This is a genomic window from Bacillus sp. 007/AIA-02/001 (assembly GCF_004634455.1).
Taxonomy (GTDB): domain Bacteria; phylum Bacillota; class Bacilli; order Bacillales; family Bacillaceae_G; genus Bacillus_A; species Bacillus_A cereus.
In genome coordinates, this window is record NZ_SEIY01000002.1 from 118133 (window position 1) to 140959 (window position 22827).

Consider the following 22827-nt stretch of genomic DNA (forward strand, 5'->3'; position numbering starts at 1 on the left):
ACGATGTTAGATGAAATCTCCTCCAAAGAAAAAGCTGCCATCCTTATTCGTACATTAGAAGAAGGGGTGGCAGCAAAAGTCATTGAATATATGACAGCTGAGGAAAAAGAAGTATTACTTCGTGAAATCGCAAAGTTTCGTGTATACAAACCAGAAACGTTAGAAAATGTACTAGGAGAGTTCTTATATGAACTAAATGTAAAAGAATTGAACTTAGTCACTCCAGATAAAGAATACATTCGTCGCATATTTAAAAACATGCCAGAAGACGAACTGGAAAAATTATTGGAAGATCTTTGGTATAACAAAGATAATCCGTTTGAGTTCTTAAATTCACTTACAGATTTAGAGCCACTTCTTACAGTGCTTAATGATGAGTCACCACAAACAATTGCAATTATCGCTTCTTATATTAAACCGCAACTTGCGTCTCAATTAATTGAGAGATTGCCAGATCATAAGCGCGTTGAAACGGTAATGGGTATAGCGAAACTAGAACAAGTTGATGGTGAGTTAATTAATCAAATTGGTGAGTTGTTAAAATCGAAATTAAATAATATGGCATTTAGTGCAATTAATAAAACTGATGGCTTGAAAACAATCGTAAATATTTTAAATAATGTTTCACGAGGTGTTGAAAAAACAGTCTTTCAAAAGCTGGATGAAGTCGATTATGAGTTATCTGAGAAAATTAAAGAAAATATGTTTGTCTTTGAAGACTTACTTGGTCTTGAAGATCTTGCGCTTCGCCGTGTATTAGAAGAAATTACAGATAACGGTGTTCTTGCGAAAGCACTTAAAATTGCAAAAGAAGAAATTAAAGAGAAATTATTTACATGTATGTCTTCAAACCGTAAAGAGATGATTCTAGAAGAATTAGATGGCTTAGGACCGCTTAAGATGACGGATGCTGAAAAAGCGCAGCAAACGATCACTGGTACAGTGAAAAAGCTAGAGAAAGAAGGAAGAATTATCGTTCAAAGAGGTGAAGAGGATGTCCTTATTTAAAAACAGAATTCCGAAGAATTCTGTTTCTTTTTCTGAAGAAACGTATGAATTACAATTTCCAAAACCAGCTTCAGTTCAAATAGAAGAGGAAGAATTACAAGCTGATCATGCAGAACTTCGCGCCCAGCAAGAATCATTACATATGGAAATGAGTCAGCTAAGGCAAGAGAAGCAAATGCTAGAACGAGAGCGGCAGCAGTTATTACAAGATAAAGAACAATTTCAAATGCATATTCATGAGCAAATGGAACAGATGGAAGCAGCGCGTGTGCAATTTCAAAAAGAACAACAAGAAACAGCATATGAATGGACAGAGTTATTATGGGATCAATCTTTTCATCTAGCAGAAAAAATCGTGAATCAAGCGGTAGATTCACGATTGCTTGATGTGTTACCTATTTTAACTGGCATCGTGCAAACATTGCCAACTTCGTTTGAAAAATTAATCATTACAGTACATCCAGAAACGTTTGAACGTATTCAAGAAGAGAAGGAGAATACGAAAGAATATTGGTTACTACAATTAGTAGAATGGAAATATGATTTCTCCTTGCAGTTTGGTGAATTTGTTCTGGAAGAAGAGAAAGAGTTCTTTGAATTTAAATTTGCACCTATATTTGCAAAACTTCGTCAGAAATGGGAAGAAGAGAAGTTATTTGAGGAGCAAAATGTATGAGCCGCCTGTTAATGAATGAGAACGAAAAATGGAATAAGTTTATTAAAACACCGCTGTATACGAAAGTAGGCAAAGTTCATAGTGTACAAGAACAGTTTTTCGTAGCAAAAGGGCCGAAAGCGAAGATTGGAGATGTTTGCTTCGTTGGAGAACATAACGTCTTATGTGAAGTGATTGCCATTGAAAAAGAAAATAATATGCTACTTCCATTTGAACAGACAGAAAAAGTATGTTATGGAGATTCAGTGACATTAGTTTCAGAAGATGTTGTTGTACCACGTGGTAATCACTTGCTCGGAAAAGTGTTAAGTGCAAATGGTGAAGTGTTAAATGAGGAAGCTGAAAACATTCCATTACAGAAAATAAAACTAGATGCACCACCTATACATGCATTTGAACGTGAAGAGATTACCGATGTATTTGAAACAGGAATAAAATCAATTGATTCTATGCTAACAATTGGTATCGGTCAAAAGATTGGTATTTTTGCTGGGTCAGGTGTTGGTAAATCAACTTTACTTGGAATGATAGCAAAAAATGCAAAAGCTGATATAAATGTTATTAGTTTAGTAGGGGAACGTGGCCGGGAAGTAAAAGACTTTATTCGAAAAGAGTTAGGCGAGGAAGGTATGCGAAAAAGCGTCGTTGTTGTAGCGACGTCAGATGAAAGTCATCTTATGCAACTTCGTGCAGCGAAACTCGCAACGTCTATTGCTGAATACTTCCGTGATCAAGGTAATAACGTATTACTTATGATGGACTCTGTTACTCGTTTTGCCGATGCACGAAGAAGTGTTGATATTGCTGTTAAAGAGTTACCGATTGGTGGTAAAACACTGTTAATGGAAAGTTATATGAAGAAGTTGTTAGAGCGGTCCGGAAAAACACAAAAGGGATCTATAACAGGTATTTATACGGTGCTTGTTGATGGGGATGATTTAAATGGTCCTGTACCAGATTTAGCACGTGGTATTTTAGATGGACATATCGTATTAAAGCGTGAGCTTGCAACGCTTAGTCATTATCCTGCAATTTCAGTATTAGATTCAGTAAGTAGGATTATGGAAGAAATTGTTTCGCCACATCATTGGCAACTTGCAAATGAAATGAGAAGGATTTTATCAATTTATAAAGAAAATGAATTGTATTTTAAGCTAGGAACGATTCAAGAAAATGAAGAAAATGCTTATATTTTTGAATGTAAAAATAAAGTAGAAGGCATAAATACATTTTTAAAGCAAGGTCGATCGGATAGTTTCCAATTTGATGATATCGTTGAAGCGATACAGCATATAGTATAAGGCCTCTGCCCAAGAGGTCTTATTTTTTTGTTTTTTAATATTTCACAGATTTTTTTGGAAAAAAACTATATAATAGAAAAAGAGAACGTTATAATAGAAAGGGGCTATGAAAACAGGTGGATAAACAGCAGTACGACACAATAAAATTGCAAATAAACCAAGAAAAAGAACATATTTTAAAAGAAGTGTATGAATTAACAGCTGAAAAAAGAAAAATAGAACAAAAAAAAGAATATGATTTATATGTTGTGAAATCGCGTAGTAAAGTCGTACAAACTGGGCAACGTATTATGGCTGGCATGCTTTCTTCACATACGTTTTCACCTGAAAGAATAGAAGAATGGAATCGAAAAATTAAAAAAACGGAAGGTTTTATTCAAAAAAATGAAAGCCTTTTAGAGCAAGTAAAAGAAAAAGAACGTGTCATTGATGAGATGTATCAAGAAGATTGCAAAAAGCTTGCGAAAGCACAAGAAAAGCTGGAAGAAAAAATGCTTCTGGATTTGAAAATGTGTATGAATGGATGAGGTGAATGTAGTGATACAGTCTGTATTACCGGTGCAACAAAGTTTACCTCCGCAAAAAGAAAAAGGGCTAGAAGTACAATCAAAAAATGAAGATTCTTCATTCGATCGTACGATGAGAATGGAAAATAAAAAACAGCCGCAAACGGAGAAAACGAACCGAGAAGAAGCACCAAAAGAAGAGAAAAAAGAATATAACCTTTCTAAACCATCGGTAACGAAAGAAGAACCAATTGTAAAGAAAGAAGAAAAAAAAGAGACAGAACAGTTGTTATTAGCTGTATCTGAGCAAATGGTTGCAATTGAGCAATTACATGTGCAGCCGGAATTGTTATATCAATACATACAAAAAATACAAGAGCTATATAAAGAATATGGCAATATTAAACTTAATGAATTACCTGTAGCTGAATTACAACAATTACAAGAACTTCTTTCAAATATGAATATCAAAAATGCTATATGTTTAGAAGATACAATGCAAATGGTATTAGACAAAATGAAGATGCCAGAGCAAGCGATGCAAGCATTGAAGGCTGTAGAAACAGAAACTTGTAATATTGCAAAGAAACAAGAAGAGTTTAAAGACGTAGATCTTCCGAAAGCTGAGAGCGATGATGCAAAGATAGAGTTGCCAGAAGTTGATGCATTAAACGATTCGAGCTCTGCAGGTGCAGAATTATTAAATAAAACAACGAGTACCGAACAAATAGGGAAATCAAATAGTGGTGCTGAGAAAGTTTCATTACCTGACTTAGGAAAGAAAATGGAAGCGCAAGTAGAAGCGCTGCAAAAATTTGTAGTGAAACAAGAACGTGTTTTATTTCAGTTAAATCCAGAAAAACTTGGTACATTAACAGTGTTTATGAAAAAACACGGAGATCAAATTGACGTTCACGTAGAAATGGAAAAACACGATGCGAAAAAACGTGTTGAAATCATTTTTGATGAATTGAGATTAAAGTTAAAAGAAAAAGAAATCAATATTCAAATTAGCTATTCAGATAAAGATGAAAATCGTAAAGAACAGCGAGAACAAGAGCAAAGGCAAAAACAGAAATTAGCAAATACAAATCATGAAAAACAACAATCAACAGAATTTGCGGGATTATTGGAGGAATAAAGCGTGCCAACAGTTGGATTAAATACAACGAGTACAAATCATATTCCGTTACAAGCAGGAGCGCAAAAAAGTAATGTACCTGTTAATGGTGTACAATCGCCAGTGCAACAAAGTAATGGAGTTTCAGCAGGAGCGCAAAAGACTCCTGGGGTAATGGGGAAAGATGATTTCTTAAAATTGTTTTTATCAAGTTTCCAACATCAAGATCCATTTAATGCGATGGATATGAATCAAATGATGAATCAGACAGCGCAGTTATCTCTTATGGAACAAGTACAGAATATGACGAAAGCAGTAGATAAGCTGCAATCAACGATGTATTCAACAGCACTTGATGGTGGAATGAAGTTTTTAGGGAAATACGTAAGAGGTGTTGACGGTGACGGAAACAAAGTAACCGGTCAAGTAGAAACAGTTCGTCTTGCGGAAAATAACGATGTACAGCTCGTTATTAATAATAAAGTTGTCTCTCTTCGTTTCGTTGAGAGAGTGTCTGATAAACCGATTGGGGAAACGAACCCAGAAGACGCAAAGAAAGACGATCAAAAAGTAACTGAAGAAGTAAAAAATACAAATTCATAAGGAGTGTCCATACGTTATGATTAAAGCGTTATATACAAGTATTACAGGGATGAATGCAACACAAAATGCATTAAGTGTAACTTCAAATAATATTGCCAATGCACAAACAGTAGGTTATAAAAAACAAAAAGCAATGTTTGATGATTTACTATATAACAATTCGATTGGTGCAAAAGCCGATGATAAATATGCTGGAACAAACCCAAAAAGTATCGGTAACGGTGTAAAATTGAGCGGAACGGTTACCGATTATAGTGATGGTACAATTACGTTAACAGGTGGTAAAACACAAGCAGCAATGGAAGGTAATGGTTTCTTCGTTGTAGGTGATTCAAAAGGCGGAAATATGGAATTTACTCGTAAAGGTACGTTTGGGATATCTTCAGATTACTATATTACGAATACTGAAGGTCAATACGTATTTGCATACCCTGCAAATGAGGCAACTGGTGAAGTTGATTTATCTGGAATTCCAGGACCGTTGCAAATTCCAATGGGAACGGCAATTGGTGGTATTCGAACATCAAAAGGTGTAGTTGGAGGGAATATTCCAGCTGATGCAAAAGCAATCTCACAAGAGATACCTATATATGATAATGCTGGTAACACTTGGACGATGCGTGTGGAGTTTACACAAACGAGCGAACATAATTATTCATATAAAGTACAGATGCGCAATGATTCGAAAAAAGAAGGGTTTAAGGATGTTGAAGGTGCAGGCGGTAATATGGCATTTGATGCTGTTGGAAATCCAAGTCCGAAAGAGCAAGCAGCTAATATTCCATTTAATGGCGGCAATATAAAACTAGACTTAAGTAATTTAACGAATCATCCAACAGATAAAACATTATCAGTAACAGGCGTAGATGGTAGAGCGGCGGCGACTGTTAAAGATTGCTTCATTGCTGATGGTGGATATGTGATGGTAAAATATTCTGATGGAAGCATGAAAGCTGCTGGCCAATTAGCTGTTGCGATGTTCCCGAACGAAGGCGGACTAATGAAAACTGGTAATGGTAACTATACAGCGACGAATACGACGGGTATTTTAGCTCTTGGTGCATCTGGACAAAATGGAGCAGGAAAAGTACGTGGTAGTGCACAAGAAGGTGCAAACGTAGATTTATCTGTAGAATTTGTTGACTTAATGTTATACCAACGCGGATTCCAAGGAAATGCGAAAGTAATTAAAGTTTCAGATGAAGTATTAAATGAAGTTGTAAACTTAATTCGATAATATATCGCATGGAAAAAATGTAATGGAGTAGAAAGGGTTTTTTATTCGTATGACAAGACAAGAGCGAATTTTACAATTGCCTTTTTTCGAAAATAAACGTGAACTTGCCGAGCAAGTATTAAAAATAGAACGAGAAGAGCATGTATATTTACCAGATCAATTTGAAATTAAGCAAGTGCCTCCGTATTCATTTGGCGAAAAACAAGCGATCATTGGCCGTATCCATGAGTTTTATTTCATAAGTGTTGGTAGCGATAGTGTTTGGAAGTATCAACTGTTTAAGGATGAGATGAAGTGTCGTGAGTTTTTTGTTATGTTGCCAAATATTACGGATCAGCAGCTAGCGTTTTGGTTTAATAACATAGAGTTATTGAAAAGTTCTTAAAAAGATCTAAAAAGCTCTTTTTAGGGTTGACGAGAGGACCCAGCGTTGTTTTTGAGCGGTTAGTGCCTAATAGGGCCTCGACTGGTGTGTAAGGACAAAGGTATGGAGAGTTACTAGGGTAGTATAAGAAGAGGTAAGCAAAGTTTAGTGTGGATAAACAGTTATGGTCCAGAAGAGCTCCTAGTTGTAAGAATAGAGCTATGGAGGCGTACTGAGATAATCATTTCATAGTAGGCCAGTGCCTTCTGGATAGTATGTAACAATAGATTTTTATAAAAGGAGAGGTGAGGAGGATGGCGCAAAATAAGTATCGCGTTACATTCATTTCGCCGAGTGAGGTTGAGCAGCGAACTGTAATGGCGGCGAATAGTTTGCCAGATTTAATTCGTAAAGTAGAGAGTATTATTGCAGATCCAAACGGTTATTTTGTGAATGATAAAAAAAATAATTGTTATTTTAAAGTGATTAAAGAAAATGTTACGTTTATTCAATATGAGTTACTATTTTCGGATAAGGAAATTCATATTGAAAAATTAAAACATATAGCACCGGTGGTATTAAAACGATTATTCGAAAAAATAAATGATCCGGAATTATATGCACTCGCGCTACTTGATGTTGATATAGCAACGAAAGAATATGTGCTAGCAGAAATGAATTCTGAACTGAGAATAAGAGTAGAGACAGAGCTTTCGAAAAAATGGGAAGCAATGCCGACGGAAATTGTAGGTGCACAAGAAGTTTTATTTGAGGCACTTGCTTCGTTTATACAAGATTAATTGTTTTTTTATAAAATGAATCGTTCGACTATCTATATTTTTTATATAGGTAGTTGACTTTTTCTCTTTTATAAAGCTTAATAATTAGATATACGGAATTAATGGAAGGGGAGCGACACCTTTATGTCACAAGCACAAAGTATTTTATTAGAAAGCGGAACAAATGAATTAGAGATTGTTACGTACACTGTTGGTGAAAACCTATTTAGTATTAATGTAATGAAAGTACGTGAAATCATTAATCCATTCCCTGTTACAACTGTGCCAGAATCTCATCATGCAGTTGAAGGTGTTGTTCAAGTACGTGGTGAAATTTTACCTGTTATTAACTTGGCAATGGCTCTTAATTTAAAGTCAACAAAGCCACTTGATCAAACGAAATTTATCATCTCAGAATTAAACCAAATGAAAGTTATTTTCCGCGTTGATGAAGTGCATCGTATTCAACGTATTTCGTGGGAACAAATTGATGAACCAGCTTCATTATCTATGGGACTAGAAGAAACGACATCTGGTATTGTAAAACTAGATGGAAAAATCATCTTACTATTAGATTATGAAAAAATTGTATGTGAAATTAGCGGCACTGGTTATGACAATAAATCAATTGCAGGATTAGAACAAAAAACAGATCGAGCTGAAAAAGTAATTTACATTGCAGAAGATTCAGCGATGCTTCGCCAAATATTAGAAGAAACATTATCATCAGCTGGATATACAAAAATGAACTTCTTCAGCAATGGTGCAGAAGCGTTAGCGCAAATTGAAAAATTAGCGAAAGAGCAAGGCGAAAAAATGTTTGAGCATATTCACTTGCTAATTACGGATATTGAAATGCCAAAAATGGATGGACATCATTTAACGAAAGTGGTTAAGGATAGTGAAGTAATGAATCGTTTACCAGTCATTATTTTCTCTTCATTAATTACAAATGAATTATTCCATAAAGGTGAAGCTGTAGGAGCAAATGCTCAAGTAAGTAAGCCAGATATTCAAGAGCTAATTGGTTTAGTTGATAAGTTAGTGCTTTAAAAGCTTCTAATTAGCCGGAATAGAAGCTCTAGCCAAGTGTTGAGCGGTCAGTGCTTAATAGAGCCCTATGCGATGTTGAGATCAGATATATGGAGTGGTTATAGGTAAGTAGAAGAGCTGGTGTATAACATTTTTCTATTTAGTAGGAATAGAGGAACTACTTATGTAAGGAAGTTTTTCAGTGCTTAATAGAGTCTCATGCGATGTGAGTTCAGAGGTATGAAGTAGTTTTAGGTAAGAAGAAGCGAGACTTCGATTGAGGTTTTGAAGACTGGGTTTATAACTCTATTTTGTTAGAGAGAGGAAGGAATTAGCCATGTGTAGCATTGGCTAGTTCCTTTTTAGTATTATATACTTTAAATTGGTAGAAAAATGAAAGGTTTCTTGGGTGTTTGGCGCTGTATGTATGAAAAAATCTTTATTTGAAGATTTTTAATTTAAAAATATGAGTGAACGTATTTTTTTGGATTACTTTAGTAACATTTCGTGGTAACGCAAATTTTTTCGGTGAAAAAACATCCAAAATACCATATAATATAATTAAATGTAATTAATATGCAATTTTACATATTATTAAAAAACATTTTCCAAATTTTTATACTTTCTATACATTTTTGTATGTTTATTATTTGACAGATAATTTCGAACTGTTATAATATGGATATGTAAAAATTGCTATTTTCTTAAAAGACATGGGAGTCAGATGAGAATTGTGAAAGGATGAGGGGGAGTGGCACAGATTATGTATCACCACACAGCAATTAATGTATTAGGTCTTTTACAAAACATGTCAAATAATAAAATGAACGATATGCAACTAGAAGCGGAATTAAAAAAAATAGAAAAAGAATTCCAAGTAAAGTATGAAGAGTTAGTTGATTTACATAATAGAATGGTATTATTTCAAATAGATATAGAAAAAAATGGCGGGATGCGAGCATATGAAAAATCAGCAATTACATGGCTGAAGTCTGAACTAGAGCTACTGTATGAAGTGTATCAATTTTGTCAACGTCACGGGTTAAACATTTTAAATATTTCAAAATACGTAAGTAAAAATGAACTAAATCTTTTTCCAAAAACAGAAAGTCAATTGCAAAATACGTATTATAAATTGAAAAAACGTGAAATACCATTTGAAAATATTGAAAAACAAAAACCGGGACGAAAGCGAAAATATATACCAGTAAAAGAGACAATCGTTGCAAGAAAACAAGAAAACGAGTACGAATTAAAAGAAGAAATCCAGCATAAAGAGGATGAAAAAAATCTTGTAACAGTTATATCTGGTATCGTTGATAACTTTGAAACAATTAATCAATGTAGTGAAAGGAAAGAAGACGAACTACATCAGTTTATGGAAGGTATTTATAAGCTTTCTAGCATGGCAGCAGGGCGTTCTAGAGAAGCAAAGAATACACGTAGTCTAGAAGGCGAATTGCAGTCGTTACAACTAGAAAATGAAAGGCTAAAACGAGAGAAAGAAGAGCTTGTACAAGATATTAAAGGTATGACGCAGCTTTTAATTCATTTCATTACAAGTTCTGATATCGATCAAATTCGTAAATTACCAACTTTCGTACAAGATTGTAAAATGGAATTACATAAACTCGGGCTATATAATGCACAAGACGGAAAAATGAAAATAATGGTTGACCGTAGCGGACAAGTTATGACGGTAACACAGTAATAAAATTTGGGTACAAAATAAAAGGGAGATACATAGTTTATATGTATTTCCCTTTTGTTTTGTATGGAATCGTTCCAAAAATGGAAGATTAATTTTTATGATTGTAGTAGTTTAAAGACCATTTGCGGAATTTGGTTTGCTTGTGAAACCATACTAAGTGCAACTTAAGTCAATAATTTGAACTTTAAAAAATCACTCATCTCCTGCGCCATGTCTGCATCTTCAATTCGAGATGCAGCATCTGTTAACGCCATACTTTGGCTATTTAAATTTTCAATATTAAACTGTAAACGATTTATCATTGCACCAAGGTCGGCACGATGAAATGACACACTTTGCAAAGCCTCTTCGATTTTACGAATTGCCGTTCTTGCTTCTTGTTCCGTTGAAATCTTGATGTCATGTTGTGTAGGGGAAGGGGGAATATGTTTCGTCATATTTATTGTATGACCGATATCGTCTAATGTAACAGGGCAGTTTTGACCGTCAAATACGGATAAATCATTAAACTCAGTCGTTTCGCCAATATAGCCAATTTGTTCTGTTAAAGATTGAAACTCTTTATTTAGTGAATGACGGTTTTTATTTGAATTTGTACCGTTCGTAGATTGAACGGCTAAATCACGCATACGCTGTAAAATATTTGTCACAGTTTGAAGGGCAGCTTCCGCCGTGCGAAGCATCGATATCGCATCCTCATTATTACGAATCGCCACGCGCATACCACTTGCTCGTGTATGCATACGAGTCACAATTGCAACATTAGCGGGATTATCAGAAGCATGGTTTAACTTCTTACCAGTCGCCAAATGCTCCATTGACACATTCATACGCTTCTCATTCTCATACAACGACTGCCTAGCATTCCTACTTAAAACATTCGTACCAATACGCATAATAGACACTCCTTATAGATTGATATAGTCAGTGTTCTAAAGCTAATAAACGGTTATGAAGAGAAAAAGAGACTTATGCTCACTTTATCTTTTTGTTTTCATACACGGAACGAGAATAAAATAGGCCCTGACCGCTACTAAATATGGCTAGAGCTTCTCTTTAAGTTAAAAAAATCTTTCAATCTATCTATATAGAAAAAATAAACCTCTCTGCAAGCAGAGAGGTTTATTCAGGAAACTAACTCAAATGGCTTATTGTAATAATTTAGAAACCATTTGTGGAGTTTGGTTTGCTTGAGAAAGCATGCTGATACCAGCTTCGTTCAAGATTTTGAACTTAGTCATTTCAGACATTTCTTTCGCCATGTCAGCGTCTTCGATTTGAGAAGCAGCTGAAGCCATAGAAGAAGATTGGCTCTTCAGGTTGTTTACGTTAAAGTCAAGACGGTTTAATGTAGCACCTAGAGTTGCACGGTTGTCAGCAACTGTTGTTAGAGCTTTATCAATTGCAGCAACAGCAGCTAAAGCGTCCGCTTTAGAAGTATCTGGTGTTGGTGTTGGTGTTGGTGTTGGTGTTGCTAATTTTAAATCTTTGGCAGCAGTAAAGATTGCTTGTGCGTTAGTGTCACTCGCTGATGCTGTATAGTCATCGAAAGCTTTTTGGATATCTTTAGCTTGGTTAGAATCTAATGAAGCTGATACTTTGTCAAATTCTGCTTTAGCTGCAGCAACATCAGTGTCTCTTGATGCTGCTACAGGAGATTCTAATTTCTTCATAGCGTTGTTAAGAGCTGTAAGGTCTACAGTAGTACCAGTACCAGTACCAGTACCAGTAGTAGCATCAGCTTTACCGATAGCAATTTTATCAATTCCTAATTTTTCAAGAGTAACTGCTTTTAAATTAATACCAATTTGTTGATCAGCGCTACTTGAATCAAGTGTTTGAATCTTAACTTCGCTATCTTCTTTTAATAAGTTCTTATCGTTAAATTGAGTATTGTCTGCAATGTAAGTGATTTGTTTTTGTAATTCAACAAATTCTTTTTGTAGTGCAGATTTGTTTGAATCAGTGTTTGTACCGTTAGCTGATTGGTTAGCAATGTCACGCATACGAAGTAAGATATTAGATACTGAGTTCATTGCAGAATCAGCTGTACGGATTAATGACATACCGTCTTGCGTGTTATTAGCTGCAACACCTAATCCACTTTCACGTGCACGCATACGAGTTGCAATTGCAAGACCAGCAGCATCGTCAGAAGCGTTGTTGATACGTTTACCGCTTGATAAACGATCCATAGAATTGCTCATTTTTGATTGGTTTTGACGCATGTATTCTTGCGTACGTAAACTGTTAATGTTTGTATTAATTCTCATAATTAAGAACCCCCATTTTTTTATATTGACTTTTCTGCAAATTGAAAAACGGTAATATGCGAAAAAATCAATTTCGAGATTTATTGTAATCCCTGTCATAGCGGGTGTCAACTAAAAATTCGAATTAATAAATATAAAAAAATAACAGTTTAACAATATATTCATTTTTTTATTACATAATTATTAAAAGGATTATTGCAAACTTTAAAAAAAAACTCTAATATTAGATTATCTTTGTTTACCGAAAAGGTGATATTATGATAGTTGGAAATATAGTAAAAGAAGTGCTTGCATATAAAAAAGGACAAATTCAGCAAAAGCTAAGTAGTCCACAAGCATTTGTTAGTAGTCGTTTTCAAGAGAAGTTGCAGAGTGAACCTGCGAAGGAGACGAAGGCTACTACGCAGCCGGCAAAAGTAGAAGATATGAGTCAGCCGGTACAATCTACGAAAATAGAAGCGGTTGTTAATAAGCCGGCAGAAACTATTAATAAAGTAGAGGAAGCGAGTAAGCCTGAAGAAAAGGTTGAAACGAAGAAAGCAGATGAAGTGCAAGTTGCGCAAAAAGAGTTTGAACGACGTTTCCCAGAAACGAAAAATGAGGCTGCTGATACGTGGGAATTAACGAAGAAGTATAATATTCAAAAAATACGTTCTTCCAATGAAGGGAAGTATGAGGACATTATTGATCGTGTAAGTCGTACATACGGAATTCCAAAAACGTTAATTCAAAAAATGATTGAAGTAGAGTCTAATTTTAATCCGAAAACGGTATCACATGCCGGTGCGATGGGTCTTATGCAGCTTATGCCAGCGAATGTGAAGGAGATGGGTGTGAAGAATCCCTTTTCACCAGCTGAAAGTATTGAAGGTGGCGTGAAAGAGTTAAGTGGTTATTTAAAGAAAAATAACGGTGACTTAGTATTGGCACTTGCTTCTTACAATGCTGGTCCTGGTAATGTGAGAAAGTACGGAGGCGTACCGCCATTTAAAGAAACGCAAGGATATATTAAAAAAATATTAAATATCGACGTTTCAAAATAAGAAGTTTCATATATAGAGAGAACATGAAATTTTCGTGAACATGATATGGGAGTTGGCTAGATTTGAAATTACAAGATGATATTCCGTTAACAATTTATTTTGAAATCGGAAATACGAAAAAGAAAATTGAAGATCTGCTTCATATTACGAAAGGTACATTGTATCGTCTTGAAAATTCAACGAAAAATACGGTGCGTCTTATGCTTGAGAATGAAGAGATTGGAACCGGAAAGATTTTAACGAAGAATGGAAAAATGTACGTTGAAATCGTTGAATTGAAAAGGTAGGGAAGGGGATTGTCATGAGTGGCGAAAAATTAAGCCAAGAGCAAATTGATGCCCTGCTGAAGGCGGTAAATGAAGGCGAGGAAATGCCAGCTTTCGCACAAGAAGCAGGAAAGCAAGAGAAATTTCAAGAGTATGATTTTAATAGACCAGAGAAGTTCGGTGTTGAGCATTTACGTAGTTTGCAAGCGATTGCTTCTACTTTTGGAAAACAGACGTCACAGACGTTATCAGCGCGTATGCGTATTCCAATTGAACTAGAGCCTTCAACAGTTGAGCAAGTTCCATTTACGAGTGAATATGTGGAGAAAATGCCGAAAGATTATTATTTATATTGCGTAATTGATCTCGGTTTACCAGAGCTTGGAGAAATTGTTATTGAGATTGATTTAGCATTCGTTATTTATATTCATGAATGTTGGCTTGGCGGAGATAGTAAGCGTAACTTTACGATGCGCAGACCGTTAACAGCGTTTGAGTTTTTAACGCTTGATAATATATTCTTGCTTCTTTGTAAAAATTTAGAGCAATCATTTGAAAGTGTTGTTGCGATTGAACCGAAATTTGTAACGACGGAAACAGATCCGAATGCATTAAAGATTACGACAGCGAGCGATATCATTTCATTACTTAACGTAAATATGAAAACAGATTTTTGGAATACGACGGTGCGTATCGGAATTCCATTCTTATCTGTTGAAGAAATTATGGATAAGTTAACGTCTGAAAATATTGTCGAACATTCTTCAGACAAGCGTAAAAAGTATACGTCTGAAGTGGAAATGAAAGTAAATCAAGTGTACAAACCTGTTCACGTTGCGATTGGTGAGCAGAAAATGACAATGAGTGAGATTGAACAAATTGAAGAAGGCGATATTATTCCGCTTCATACGAAAGTTTCGGATGAATTACTTGGTTATGTAGATGGAAAGCATAAATTTAATTGTTTTATTGGAAAAGATGGAACGCGTAAGGCGCTCCTATTTAAAAGTTTTGTAGAGTAGGAGGATCCATATGAAGCATGAAGTATCTCCCGTGTCATTAATGGGATTAGAAGATTTTGCAGGAAAGCGAAATGAAGCAGGTAAAGCACATATTGATACTGTTTCAGATATTTCGATTGAACTTGGTGTAAAGCTTGGAAAGTCATCTATTACACTTGGTGATGTAAAGCAGTTAAAAGTTGGCGATGTTCTGGAAGTAGAGAAAAACTTAGGACATAAAGTAGATGTGTATTTAAGTAATATGAAAGTCGGCATCGGTGAAGCAATCGTAATGGACGAGAAATTCGGTATTATCATTTCTGAAATTGAAGCTGATAAGAAACAAGCGGCGCTTATGAAAGCGCAAAGTCAAATGCAAGATAAAGAGTAGAGGAGGAGTCATATGTCGTATATGACGACCTTATTTCAAGTCGTTTTACTGTTTGGTGCGCTCGGCTACGGTGCATATTATATGACGAAAAAGACGCGCAAACAGCAGTTTTTTAAGCAGGGTGAAAATGGCCATATTCAAGTAAAAGACGGCGTTTATTTAAATCATCAAACGAGTGCCTTTTTATTTGAAGTGGACGGAAAGCAAGTGTTCACTGTTATTAGTAATAACGGTGTGCAGTCTGTGCAATTAACCGGAACAGGAAATCAGTTTCAACAAGCACTAGAAGACGCGGTGAAGAGTGAAACGAAAAAAGTAGAGGATCCATCATGAGAATAAAGAAACAGTTATCATTATTAGCCGTTATTTTCGTATTTTCTATCGTTTTTTCAATTATTTTTGTAAATCCAGCGTATGCAGCCCCGAACGGTTTTATTAATTTCGAAAATGGAAAAGAGTTTACGAGTAATTCAAGTGTACAATTATTTGCGCTCGTTACCCTTTTATCATTATCTTCTTCTATCGTTCTATTATTTACACATTTTACTTATTTTATGATCGTTCTAGGGATTACACGTCAAGGACTTGGGGTAATGAATTTACCACCAAACCAAGTGCTTGTTGGACTTGCATTATTTTTATCACTCTTTACGATGCAGCCTGTACTCGGGCAACTGAAGAGTGATGTGTGGGATCCGATGACGAAAGAGAAAATAACAGTAAGTCAAGCTGCGGAAACGACAGCTCCTATTATGAAAGAATATATGTCAAAGCATACGTATAAGCATGATTTAAAAATGATGCTGAAAGTACGCGGAGAAGAGTTGCCGAAAGATTTGAAAGATCTTTCACTATTTACGCTCGTACCATCCTTTACGTTAACGCAAATTCAAAAAGGTTTACTAACAGGGATGTTCATTTATTTAGCGTTTGTATTTATAGATTTGATTATTAGTACACTTTTAATGTACCTCGGGATGATGATGGTACCGCCGATGATTTTAAGTTTACCGTTTAAAATACTCGTTTTCGTATATTTAGGTGGATATACAAAAATCGTCGACATTATGTTTAAAACGGTCGCCTGAAGCGTTTGATGCTATGTGATAGGAGTCATATAAATGAATACGTCACCAATTATAGATATTTTTCAAACCTTTTTTTATAAAGGGGTTATGATTTTAATGCCGGTTGCCGGCGTAAGTATGATTGTCGTTATTATCATCGCTGTCATTATGGCGATGATGCAAATTCAAGAGCAAACGCTGACGTTTTTACCGAAAATGGCGAGTATTGTCCTCGTTATTATCATTTTAGGTCCGTGGATGTTCCAAGAGTTAACGACACTTATTTTAGATTTATTTGATAAAATCCCATCGCTATTGCGTTCGTACTAAGATAGGTGAACTGAAATGAATATGGAATTATGGGCGGCAACGTTTTTTGCGTTTTGCCGCATTACTTCATTTTTATATTTTTTACCGTTTTTCTCAGGACGATCCATTCCAGCAATGGCGAAGGTTACAGTTGGACTTGCTCTTTCAATTACAGTGGCTGATCAAGTGGATGTCTCTCACATCAAGACAGTTTGGGACGTTGCAGCTTATGCAGGAACGCAAATTGTAATTGGATTATCACTTTCAAAAATTGTAGAAATGCTGTGGAACATTCCGAAAATGGCCGGGCATATTTTAGACTTTGATATCGGTTTATCACAAGCAAGTTTGTTTGATGTAAATGCGGGCTCACAGTCTACTTTACTATCAACCATTTTTGATATATTTTTTCTCATTATTTTTATTTCACTTGGCGGCATTAATTATTTCGTTGCCACGATTTTAAAGTCGTTTCAATATACAGAGGCGATTTCAAAATTGTTGACGACTAGTTTCTTAGATAGTCTACTCGCAACGCTATTATTTGCGATCACATCAGCGGTTGAAATTGCTCTTCCGCTTATGGGAAGTTTATTCATCATTAACTTTGTTCTAATTTTAATTGCAAAAAACGCTCCGCAATTAAACGTTTTTATGAATGCATACGTAATTAAAATTACGTGCGGTATTTTGTTTATTGCGATGAGTGTACCGATGCTCGGTTATGTGTTTAAAAATATGACGGATGTATTACTTGAAGAGTATACGAAACTATTTAACTTTTTCTTAACGAAGTAGGGGGACGCGCATGGCAAAGGATAATAAAACAGAAAAGGCCACCCCGCAGAAGCGTAAAAAATCGCGTGAAGAAGGGAATATTGCCCGGAGTAAAGATTTAAATAATTTATTTTCCATTCTCGTATTAGCAGTTGTCGTTTATTTCTTCGGAGATTGGCTAGGGTATGAGATTGCAAATTCCGTAGCGGTGCTGTTTGATCAAATTGGAAAAAATACAGATTCAACCGAGTATTTTTATTTAATGGGGATTTTATTACTGAAAGTATCGGCTCCGATATTAATACTCGTATACGCTTTTCATTTATTCAATTATATGATTCAAGTCGGCTTCCTATTTTCTTCTAAAGTCATTAAACCGAAAGCGTCACGTATTAATCCGAAAAACTATTTTACGAGACTGTTTAGTCGTAAAAGTTTAGTAGATATTTTGAAATCACTATTTTATATGGGATTAATCGGTTACGTCGCTTACGTTCTTTTTAAAAAGAATTTAGAGAAAATCGTGAGCATGATTGGATTTAACTGGACTGCGTCACTTACTGAAATTATTAGGCAAATTAAATTTATTTTCTTAGCAATTTTAATTATTTTAATCGTTCTTTCTATTATTGATTTCATTTATCAAAAATGGGAGTACGAGCAAGATATTAAGATGAAAAAAGAAGAAGTGAAACAAGAGCATAAAGATAATGAAGGGGACCCGCAAGTAAAAGGGAAACGAAAAAACTTTATGCATGCAATCTTGCAAGGAACAATTGCGAAGAAGATGGATGGCGCAACGTTTATTGTAAACAACCCGACTCATATTTCGGTCGTACTTCGTTACAATAAACACGTTGATGCAGCACCAATTGTCGTTGCAAAAGGGGAAGATGAGCTCGCGTTATATATACGAACGCTTGCCCGTGAACAAGAAATACCAATGGTGGAAAACCGTCCGCTTGCTCGTTCTTTATATTATCAAGTCGAGGAAGATGAGACGATTCCAGAAGATTTATACGTAGCTGTAATTGAAGTTATGCGCTATTTAATTCAGACGAACGAACTTGAAGTATAATAGCGCGTTTGGAGGAGATCTCTTTGTTTAAGATAGAGTCTGCAAGAACCTATTTTTCTATCTTTTTAGCAGCGTCATTCGTAGTGGCGCTCTTAATTCCACTTCCACCATTTATACTTGATATCATTATCGTTTTTCTACTAAGTATGTCAGTGCTTATTTATATGCGAGCGACAAGTATTAACGAGTGGGATGAATTAAAGTCATTTCCAACGATGTTGTTATTAATCGGGATTTTCCGCGTATCGATTAACGTTTCGACGACGCGAGCGATTTTGACAGATGGAAATGCAGGTCATGTTATTGAAGAGTTCGGCCAGTTCGTAATTGGCGGAAACTTATTAATTGGTATCGTTATTTTTACAGTATTAATCATATTCCAGTTTATTGTTGCAAACGGTGCGTCTCGTACAGCTGAAGTAGCAGCTCGTTTTACACTTGATTCTTTACCAGGGAAACAAATGTCTATCGATGCTGATTTAAACCAGCGTATTATTTCAGAAAAAGATGCACAAGCAAAACGAAAAAAATTAAATATGGAAACAGAGTTTTATGGGGCGATGGATGGTGCCGGAAAGTTCATTAAAGGGGACGTTATTTTCGGGATTGTCATTTTATTCGTAAACATTATTTTCGGTTTAATTGTCGGAATGATGCAGCAAGGGATGAGCTTTGCAGATGCGGCTCTTCATTATACACAGTTAACTGTCGGTGACGGAATCGTAAACCAAATTGGATCGCTAATGCTTGCAATTTCAACAGGTATTATCGTAACGCGTGTATTTGACGGCTCACCAGATACAGTAACAGAAGGTATCTTTAAAGAGTTATTAGCGCATGAAGTCGTTGTATATGCGCTCGGTGGTTTATTTATCGCAATGGGTATTTTTACTCCGCTACCGTTTCTACCATTCGCACTCGTTGGCGGAACAATTATCTTCTTAGGAATTCGTAATAAAAATCGAATAAAGAAAGAAAAAGAAGACGAGCTTCAAAAAGAAATAGAAATGATCCAAGGCGAAGATGAGCAACTGCAACAAGTAGAAGATTCATTTGGAGTATTTACGGATAAATATCCAATTATAGTAGAACTCGGTTTAGATTTAGCAGCACTTGTAAAGCAGAAAATTAACGGGGAAACAGCGCGTGATAAAGTTGTTCTTATGAGGAAGTCAATTATTACTGACCTTGGTATTAACGTTCCTGGAATTAACTTTAAAGATAATACGAGCTTTAGACCACGCGGACGTTACATTATTCGAATTAAAGGTGCGAAGGCGGCTGAAGGTGTTTTAAAATCAGGTTATTTATTAGCACTGAAAACACCAAACGTAATGGCTGATTTAGATGCAGAGCCAGCGAAAGATCCAATTTTTGGTGAAGATGGATATTGGATTTTAGAGCATATGGTGCAAGATGCACAAATGAAAGGCTATCAAGTGTTAGAGCCACTTAGCATATTAATTACACATTTAGATGTTGTCGTTAGACGTAATCTTCACGAATTAATTCAGCGCCAACATGTAAAAGACTTAATTAACTCGCTTGAAAATGATAATGGCGTTCTATTAGAAGAGATTAAGAAGAAAGAAATTGATTTATCACTCGTTCAAAATGTTATTAAACAACTTCTAAAAGAAGGTATTTCTATTCGTGATTTACCAACAATTATTGAAGGTATTATTGACGGCAAAGAAATTTATCAAAACCACGTTGATGGTGTGACATCATTTGTTCGTGAATGTATTTCAAAAGTTATTTGTGAAAATGCGAAAAATCCAGACGGAAAAATATATGCAGCGCTCTTCTCTGATGCAATTGAGTTAGATGCGGATGTTGTGAATAATTCATATCAAGGTTACTTATTAAACTGGGATTTAGATTTAGAAACACGTGTCGTTGAGCAAGTGCAGCGCGTCTTTAAGCAAGCACGTTTAATGGGAAGAGAACCAGTGCTATTAACACGTAGAAAAGATTTTAGATTTGCGATTGTAAGACTGCTAGAACGTTATCAAGTGGAAGCACAAGTACTTTGTATTAGTGAATTAGCACCAGAAATTGTTGTGGATCAAATTGCCTATATTGAATAGTAGGGGGTGAAGTAATGGAAAGTACAGAAAAGAAAGAAGCGTTAATGCGAATAAAAGCAGCTTCGAAAAATGAATTGTATCGAAAATTATTTGACCAATATGGTACAGATTATTATTACGTTGTCGATGAAAGTGTAAAACGAAATATACCGTTTTTTTGGAAAAAGGATTATGAAATGTTAGTTGCTTTTCCAGAAGAAAAACAGGAAGAAGTGAATGAAGGTACAGCTCAATTTCATGAACAGTTAATGGATGTTGTGAATGATCCTTCAGAACAAATTGTGAAGGCGAATGGAATTCAATCAGTACTGCACAATTTAGAAAACGTAACGACTTCTATGTCATACGCGGCGATGCAAACAGGAAATAGTGAAGAATGGGCAAGAAAAAAAGAGAAACTATTAAAGCTGTTTGAAAAAGGAATCGTCGTTGTGAAACCGATGAAAGAAACGGAAGAAACGAAAGTAACGAAAAAGAAAAAAGTTGTGAAACAAGTCGTTCCAGTAAAGAAAGAAGAAGTAGCTCCAAAGAAAGAAAATCAAGAATCTGTACCGTTTATTATTCAAAAAGTAATTCGGATGCTAGAACAAAACGATGTGGAACAATATTTCATTCATGCATATGCTGAAAAGTTAAAAATAAAGTTTGAAAATGCAACGATGATTACGGAAGAAGAAGTTATCAGGTACATATTGGAAGATATGAAATCTCATTTCAATACGGAAAACGTCTTTGAAAAAGAAGTACAAACAATTGCATTAATCGGTCCAACTGGCGTTGGTAAAACGACGACACTCGCGAAAATGGCATGGCAATTTCACGGTAAGAAAAAAACAGTTGGTTTTATAACGACAGATCATTCGCGCATAGGAACAGTACAGCAATTGCAAGATAACGTAAAGACAATTGGATCTGAAGTAATTGCTGTGCGTGATGAAGCTGCAATGACAAGAGCGCTTACGTATTTTAAAGAAGAAGCACGCGTCGATTATATTTTAATTGATACAGCAGGGAAAAATTATCGTACGTCAGAAACAGTGGAAGAAATGATTGAAACGATGGGACAAGTAGAACCAGATTATATTTGTTTAACGTTATCAGCTTCAATGAAAAGTAAAGATATGATTGAAATTATTACAAACTTTAAAGATATTCATATAGATGGTATTGTGTTTACGAAATTTGATGAAACAGCAAGTAGTGGCGAATTGTTGAAAATTCCAGCAGTATCATCAGCTCCTATTGTATTAATGACAGATGGCCAAGACATAAAGAAAAATATACATATCGCTACAGCTGAACATTTAGCAAAACAAATGTTACAAACATCGTAGAAAAGAGGTGAAGAATAAGGCGCTTGCCTTATTCAAACGAATATGAACGGTCTTTATATAGGTTCTATGGGCATGATGAATTACATGCAGCGCATTAATGTTCATTCGAATAACGTTGCAAATGCTCAAACTACAGGATTTAAAGCAGAAAATATGACGTCTAAAGTATTTGATGTACAAGACACATATCGCCGCGGAGATGGGGCGGTAACAAATATCGGTTCGGTCGATTACGCTGTAGTACCAGCTGCAACGCATGTGAATTTAGTACAAGGAAATATACAAATGACAAATAGCGCTACAGATTTCTTTTTAGATGACGGCGCGGCCGGCACAACATCATTTTTTGTTACTTCTAAAAATGATGAAACGTTTTTAACGAGAGATGGTAGTTTCACATTAAATAGTGATCGATATTTACAAACATCTTCAGGTGCTTTCGTAATGGGAGAGAATAATGAGCGTATTCGTATTCCAGAAGGAGCAAAGGTTGCTGTACAAGCAGATGGTACATTATATGATGAGGTAACACAAAATAATATTGCTCGTTTGCAAACAAAAACAGTAGATGCCGAAACGAATGCTCGTCTTGTGCAAAGAGAGAACAAAAGCTTTACACTAGCAGAAGGAAACATTGCTAATTTACCGAACGGAACAGGAATAGTAAAAAATCATATGCTAGAAAATTCAAATGTAGATATGACGAAAGAGATGGCAGATCTTATGACAGATCAAAAGATGATTCAAGCATCACAGCGCGTTATGACGTCATTTGATAAAATTTATGAAAAAGAAGCGAATGAAATATTGAGATAGTGGACTCCTAATAAAGGAGTCTTTTATTAATTTTAAATTTCAGAA

Annotated in this window: 24 protein-coding genes and 1 pseudogene; 23 read left to right on the forward strand and 2 right to left on the reverse strand. The window is 35.4% G+C overall.

The features are described 5' to 3' along the window. Positions 1-3: 3 nt before the first annotated feature. The 11 genes from fliG (at position 4) to ES895_RS06110 (ending at position 10337) form a co-directional block, all read left to right on the forward strand. Positions 4-1008, forward strand: a complete 1005-nt coding sequence (gene fliG, locus ES895_RS06055; RefSeq protein WP_000883364.1) for a flagellar motor switch protein FliG — start codon at positions 4-6, stop codon at positions 1006-1008. Beyond that, entirely contained in the window at positions 995-1684 is a 690-nt protein-coding gene (locus ES895_RS06060; protein WP_074554105.1) for a FliH/SctL family protein, read from the forward strand. The genes fliG and ES895_RS06060 overlap by 14 nt, the downstream gene beginning before the upstream one ends. Then, a complete protein-coding gene (fliI, locus tag ES895_RS06065; protein ID WP_044796752.1) occupies positions 1681-2985 on the forward strand; it encodes a flagellar protein export ATPase FliI in 1305 nt (434 codons plus the stop codon). Before ES895_RS06060 ends, fliI begins: the two co-directional genes overlap by 4 nt. 116 nt (positions 2986-3101) lie before the next feature. Continuing rightward, positions 3102-3512, forward strand: coding sequence for a hypothetical protein (locus ES895_RS06070; protein ID WP_000360855.1), 411 nt, complete (start codon positions 3102-3104; stop codon positions 3510-3512). 10 nt (positions 3513-3522) lie between these two features. After that, positions 3523-4632, forward strand: a complete 1110-nt coding sequence (locus ES895_RS06075; protein ID WP_130055391.1) for a flagellar hook-length control protein FliK — start codon at positions 3523-3525, stop codon at positions 4630-4632. Positions 4633-4635: 3 nt separating this feature from the next. After that, positions 4636-5214 carry a flagellar hook assembly protein FlgD gene (locus tag ES895_RS06080; protein WP_001143460.1) on the forward strand — a complete coding sequence of 193 codons (579 nt, stop codon included), beginning with the start codon at positions 4636-4638 and terminating at the stop codon, positions 5212-5214. A gap of 16 nt (positions 5215-5230) precedes the next feature. Continuing rightward, on the forward strand, positions 5231-6451 hold the full coding sequence (locus ES895_RS06085) for a flagellar hook protein FlgE (RefSeq protein ID WP_058839178.1): 1221 nt from the start codon (positions 5231-5233) through the stop codon (positions 6449-6451). Positions 6452-6500: 49 nt separating this feature from the next. Continuing rightward, positions 6501-6836, forward strand: a complete 336-nt coding sequence (locus ES895_RS06090) for a DUF3964 family protein (RefSeq protein WP_135238198.1) — start codon at positions 6501-6503, stop codon at positions 6834-6836. Positions 6837-7129: 293 nt separating this feature from the next. Further along, a complete protein-coding gene (locus ES895_RS06095; protein WP_098207242.1) occupies positions 7130-7615 on the forward strand; it encodes a LysR family transcriptional regulator in 486 nt (161 codons plus the stop codon). Positions 7616-7738: 123 nt separating this feature from the next. Next, a complete protein-coding gene (locus tag ES895_RS06100) occupies positions 7739-8647 on the forward strand; it encodes a chemotaxis protein (protein WP_000075943.1) in 909 nt (302 codons plus the stop codon). A 742-nt stretch (positions 8648-9389) separates the two neighbouring features. Continuing rightward, a complete protein-coding gene (locus ES895_RS06110) occupies positions 9390-10337 on the forward strand; it encodes a DNA-binding domain-containing protein (RefSeq protein WP_000274675.1) in 948 nt (315 codons plus the stop codon). A gap of 95 nt (positions 10338-10432) precedes the next feature. On the opposite strand, the pseudogene ES895_RS06115 reads toward ES895_RS06110, so the two are convergent. Continuing rightward, a pseudogene (locus tag ES895_RS06115) lies at positions 10433-11233 on the reverse strand (flagellin N-terminal helical domain-containing protein). A gap of 252 nt (positions 11234-11485) precedes the next feature. After that, positions 11486-12610: a flagellin N-terminal helical domain-containing protein gene (locus ES895_RS06120; RefSeq protein ID WP_135238199.1), complete on the reverse strand. Its 1125-nt coding sequence runs from the start codon at positions 12608-12610 to the stop codon at positions 11486-11488. Between the two features lie 257 nt (positions 12611-12867). On the opposite strand from ES895_RS06120, the gene ES895_RS06125 reads away from it, so the two are divergent. The 12 genes from ES895_RS06125 to ES895_RS06180 all read left to right on the forward strand — a co-directional run bounded on the left by ES895_RS06125 (position 12868) and on the right by ES895_RS06180 (position 22782). After that, positions 12868-13653 carry a lytic transglycosylase domain-containing protein gene (locus tag ES895_RS06125; protein ID WP_000635224.1) on the forward strand — a complete coding sequence of 262 codons (786 nt, stop codon included), beginning with the start codon at positions 12868-12870 and terminating at the stop codon, positions 13651-13653. 62 nt (positions 13654-13715) lie between these two features. Further along, positions 13716-13940 (forward strand): flagellar motor switch protein FliN, encoded by a 225-nt coding sequence (locus ES895_RS06130; RefSeq protein WP_000775712.1) that lies wholly within the window; start codon positions 13716-13718, stop codon positions 13938-13940. A 14-nt stretch (positions 13941-13954) separates the two neighbouring features. Beyond that, complete coding sequence (fliM, locus tag ES895_RS06135; RefSeq protein WP_000012356.1) at positions 13955-14941, forward strand: flagellar motor switch protein FliM; 987 nt, start codon at positions 13955-13957, stop codon at positions 14939-14941. Positions 14942-14951: 10 nt separating this feature from the next. Next, the gene (fliN, locus tag ES895_RS06140) at positions 14952-15311 is read left to right on the forward strand and encodes a flagellar motor switch protein FliN (RefSeq protein ID WP_000680010.1); all 360 of its coding nucleotides are present in this window, start codon (positions 14952-14954) and stop codon (positions 15309-15311) included. Between the two features lie 12 nt (positions 15312-15323). Continuing rightward, positions 15324-15644 carry a hypothetical protein gene (locus tag ES895_RS06145; RefSeq protein ID WP_000121176.1) on the forward strand — a complete coding sequence of 107 codons (321 nt, stop codon included), beginning with the start codon at positions 15324-15326 and terminating at the stop codon, positions 15642-15644. Beyond that, positions 15641-16399: a flagellar type III secretion system pore protein FliP gene (locus ES895_RS06150; RefSeq protein WP_001220582.1), complete on the forward strand. Its 759-nt coding sequence runs from the start codon at positions 15641-15643 to the stop codon at positions 16397-16399. Before ES895_RS06145 ends, ES895_RS06150 begins: the two co-directional genes overlap by 4 nt. 33 nt (positions 16400-16432) lie before the next feature. Then, complete coding sequence (locus tag ES895_RS06155; protein ID WP_001098085.1) at positions 16433-16708, forward strand: flagellar biosynthetic protein FliQ; 276 nt, start codon at positions 16433-16435, stop codon at positions 16706-16708. 15 nt (positions 16709-16723) lie between these two features. Beyond that, positions 16724-17485: a flagellar biosynthetic protein FliR gene (locus ES895_RS06160; RefSeq protein ID WP_001055718.1), complete on the forward strand. Its 762-nt coding sequence runs from the start codon at positions 16724-16726 to the stop codon at positions 17483-17485. A gap of 10 nt (positions 17486-17495) precedes the next feature. After that, a complete protein-coding gene (gene flhB / locus ES895_RS06165) occupies positions 17496-18542 on the forward strand; it encodes a flagellar type III secretion system protein FlhB (protein ID WP_001040114.1) in 1047 nt (348 codons plus the stop codon). Positions 18543-18565: 23 nt separating this feature from the next. Next, positions 18566-20632: a flagellar biosynthesis protein FlhA gene (flhA, locus tag ES895_RS06170; protein ID WP_135238200.1), complete on the forward strand. Its 2067-nt coding sequence runs from the start codon at positions 18566-18568 to the stop codon at positions 20630-20632. A gap of 14 nt (positions 20633-20646) precedes the next feature. Next, positions 20647-21966: a flagellar biosynthesis GTPase FlhF gene (gene flhF, locus ES895_RS06175; protein ID WP_098207237.1), complete on the forward strand. Its 1320-nt coding sequence runs from the start codon at positions 20647-20649 to the stop codon at positions 21964-21966. 42 nt (positions 21967-22008) lie between these two features. Continuing rightward, positions 22009-22782: a flagellar basal-body rod protein FlgG gene (locus ES895_RS06180; RefSeq protein WP_001013934.1), complete on the forward strand. Its 774-nt coding sequence runs from the start codon at positions 22009-22011 to the stop codon at positions 22780-22782. Positions 22783-22827 lie beyond the last annotated feature (45 nt).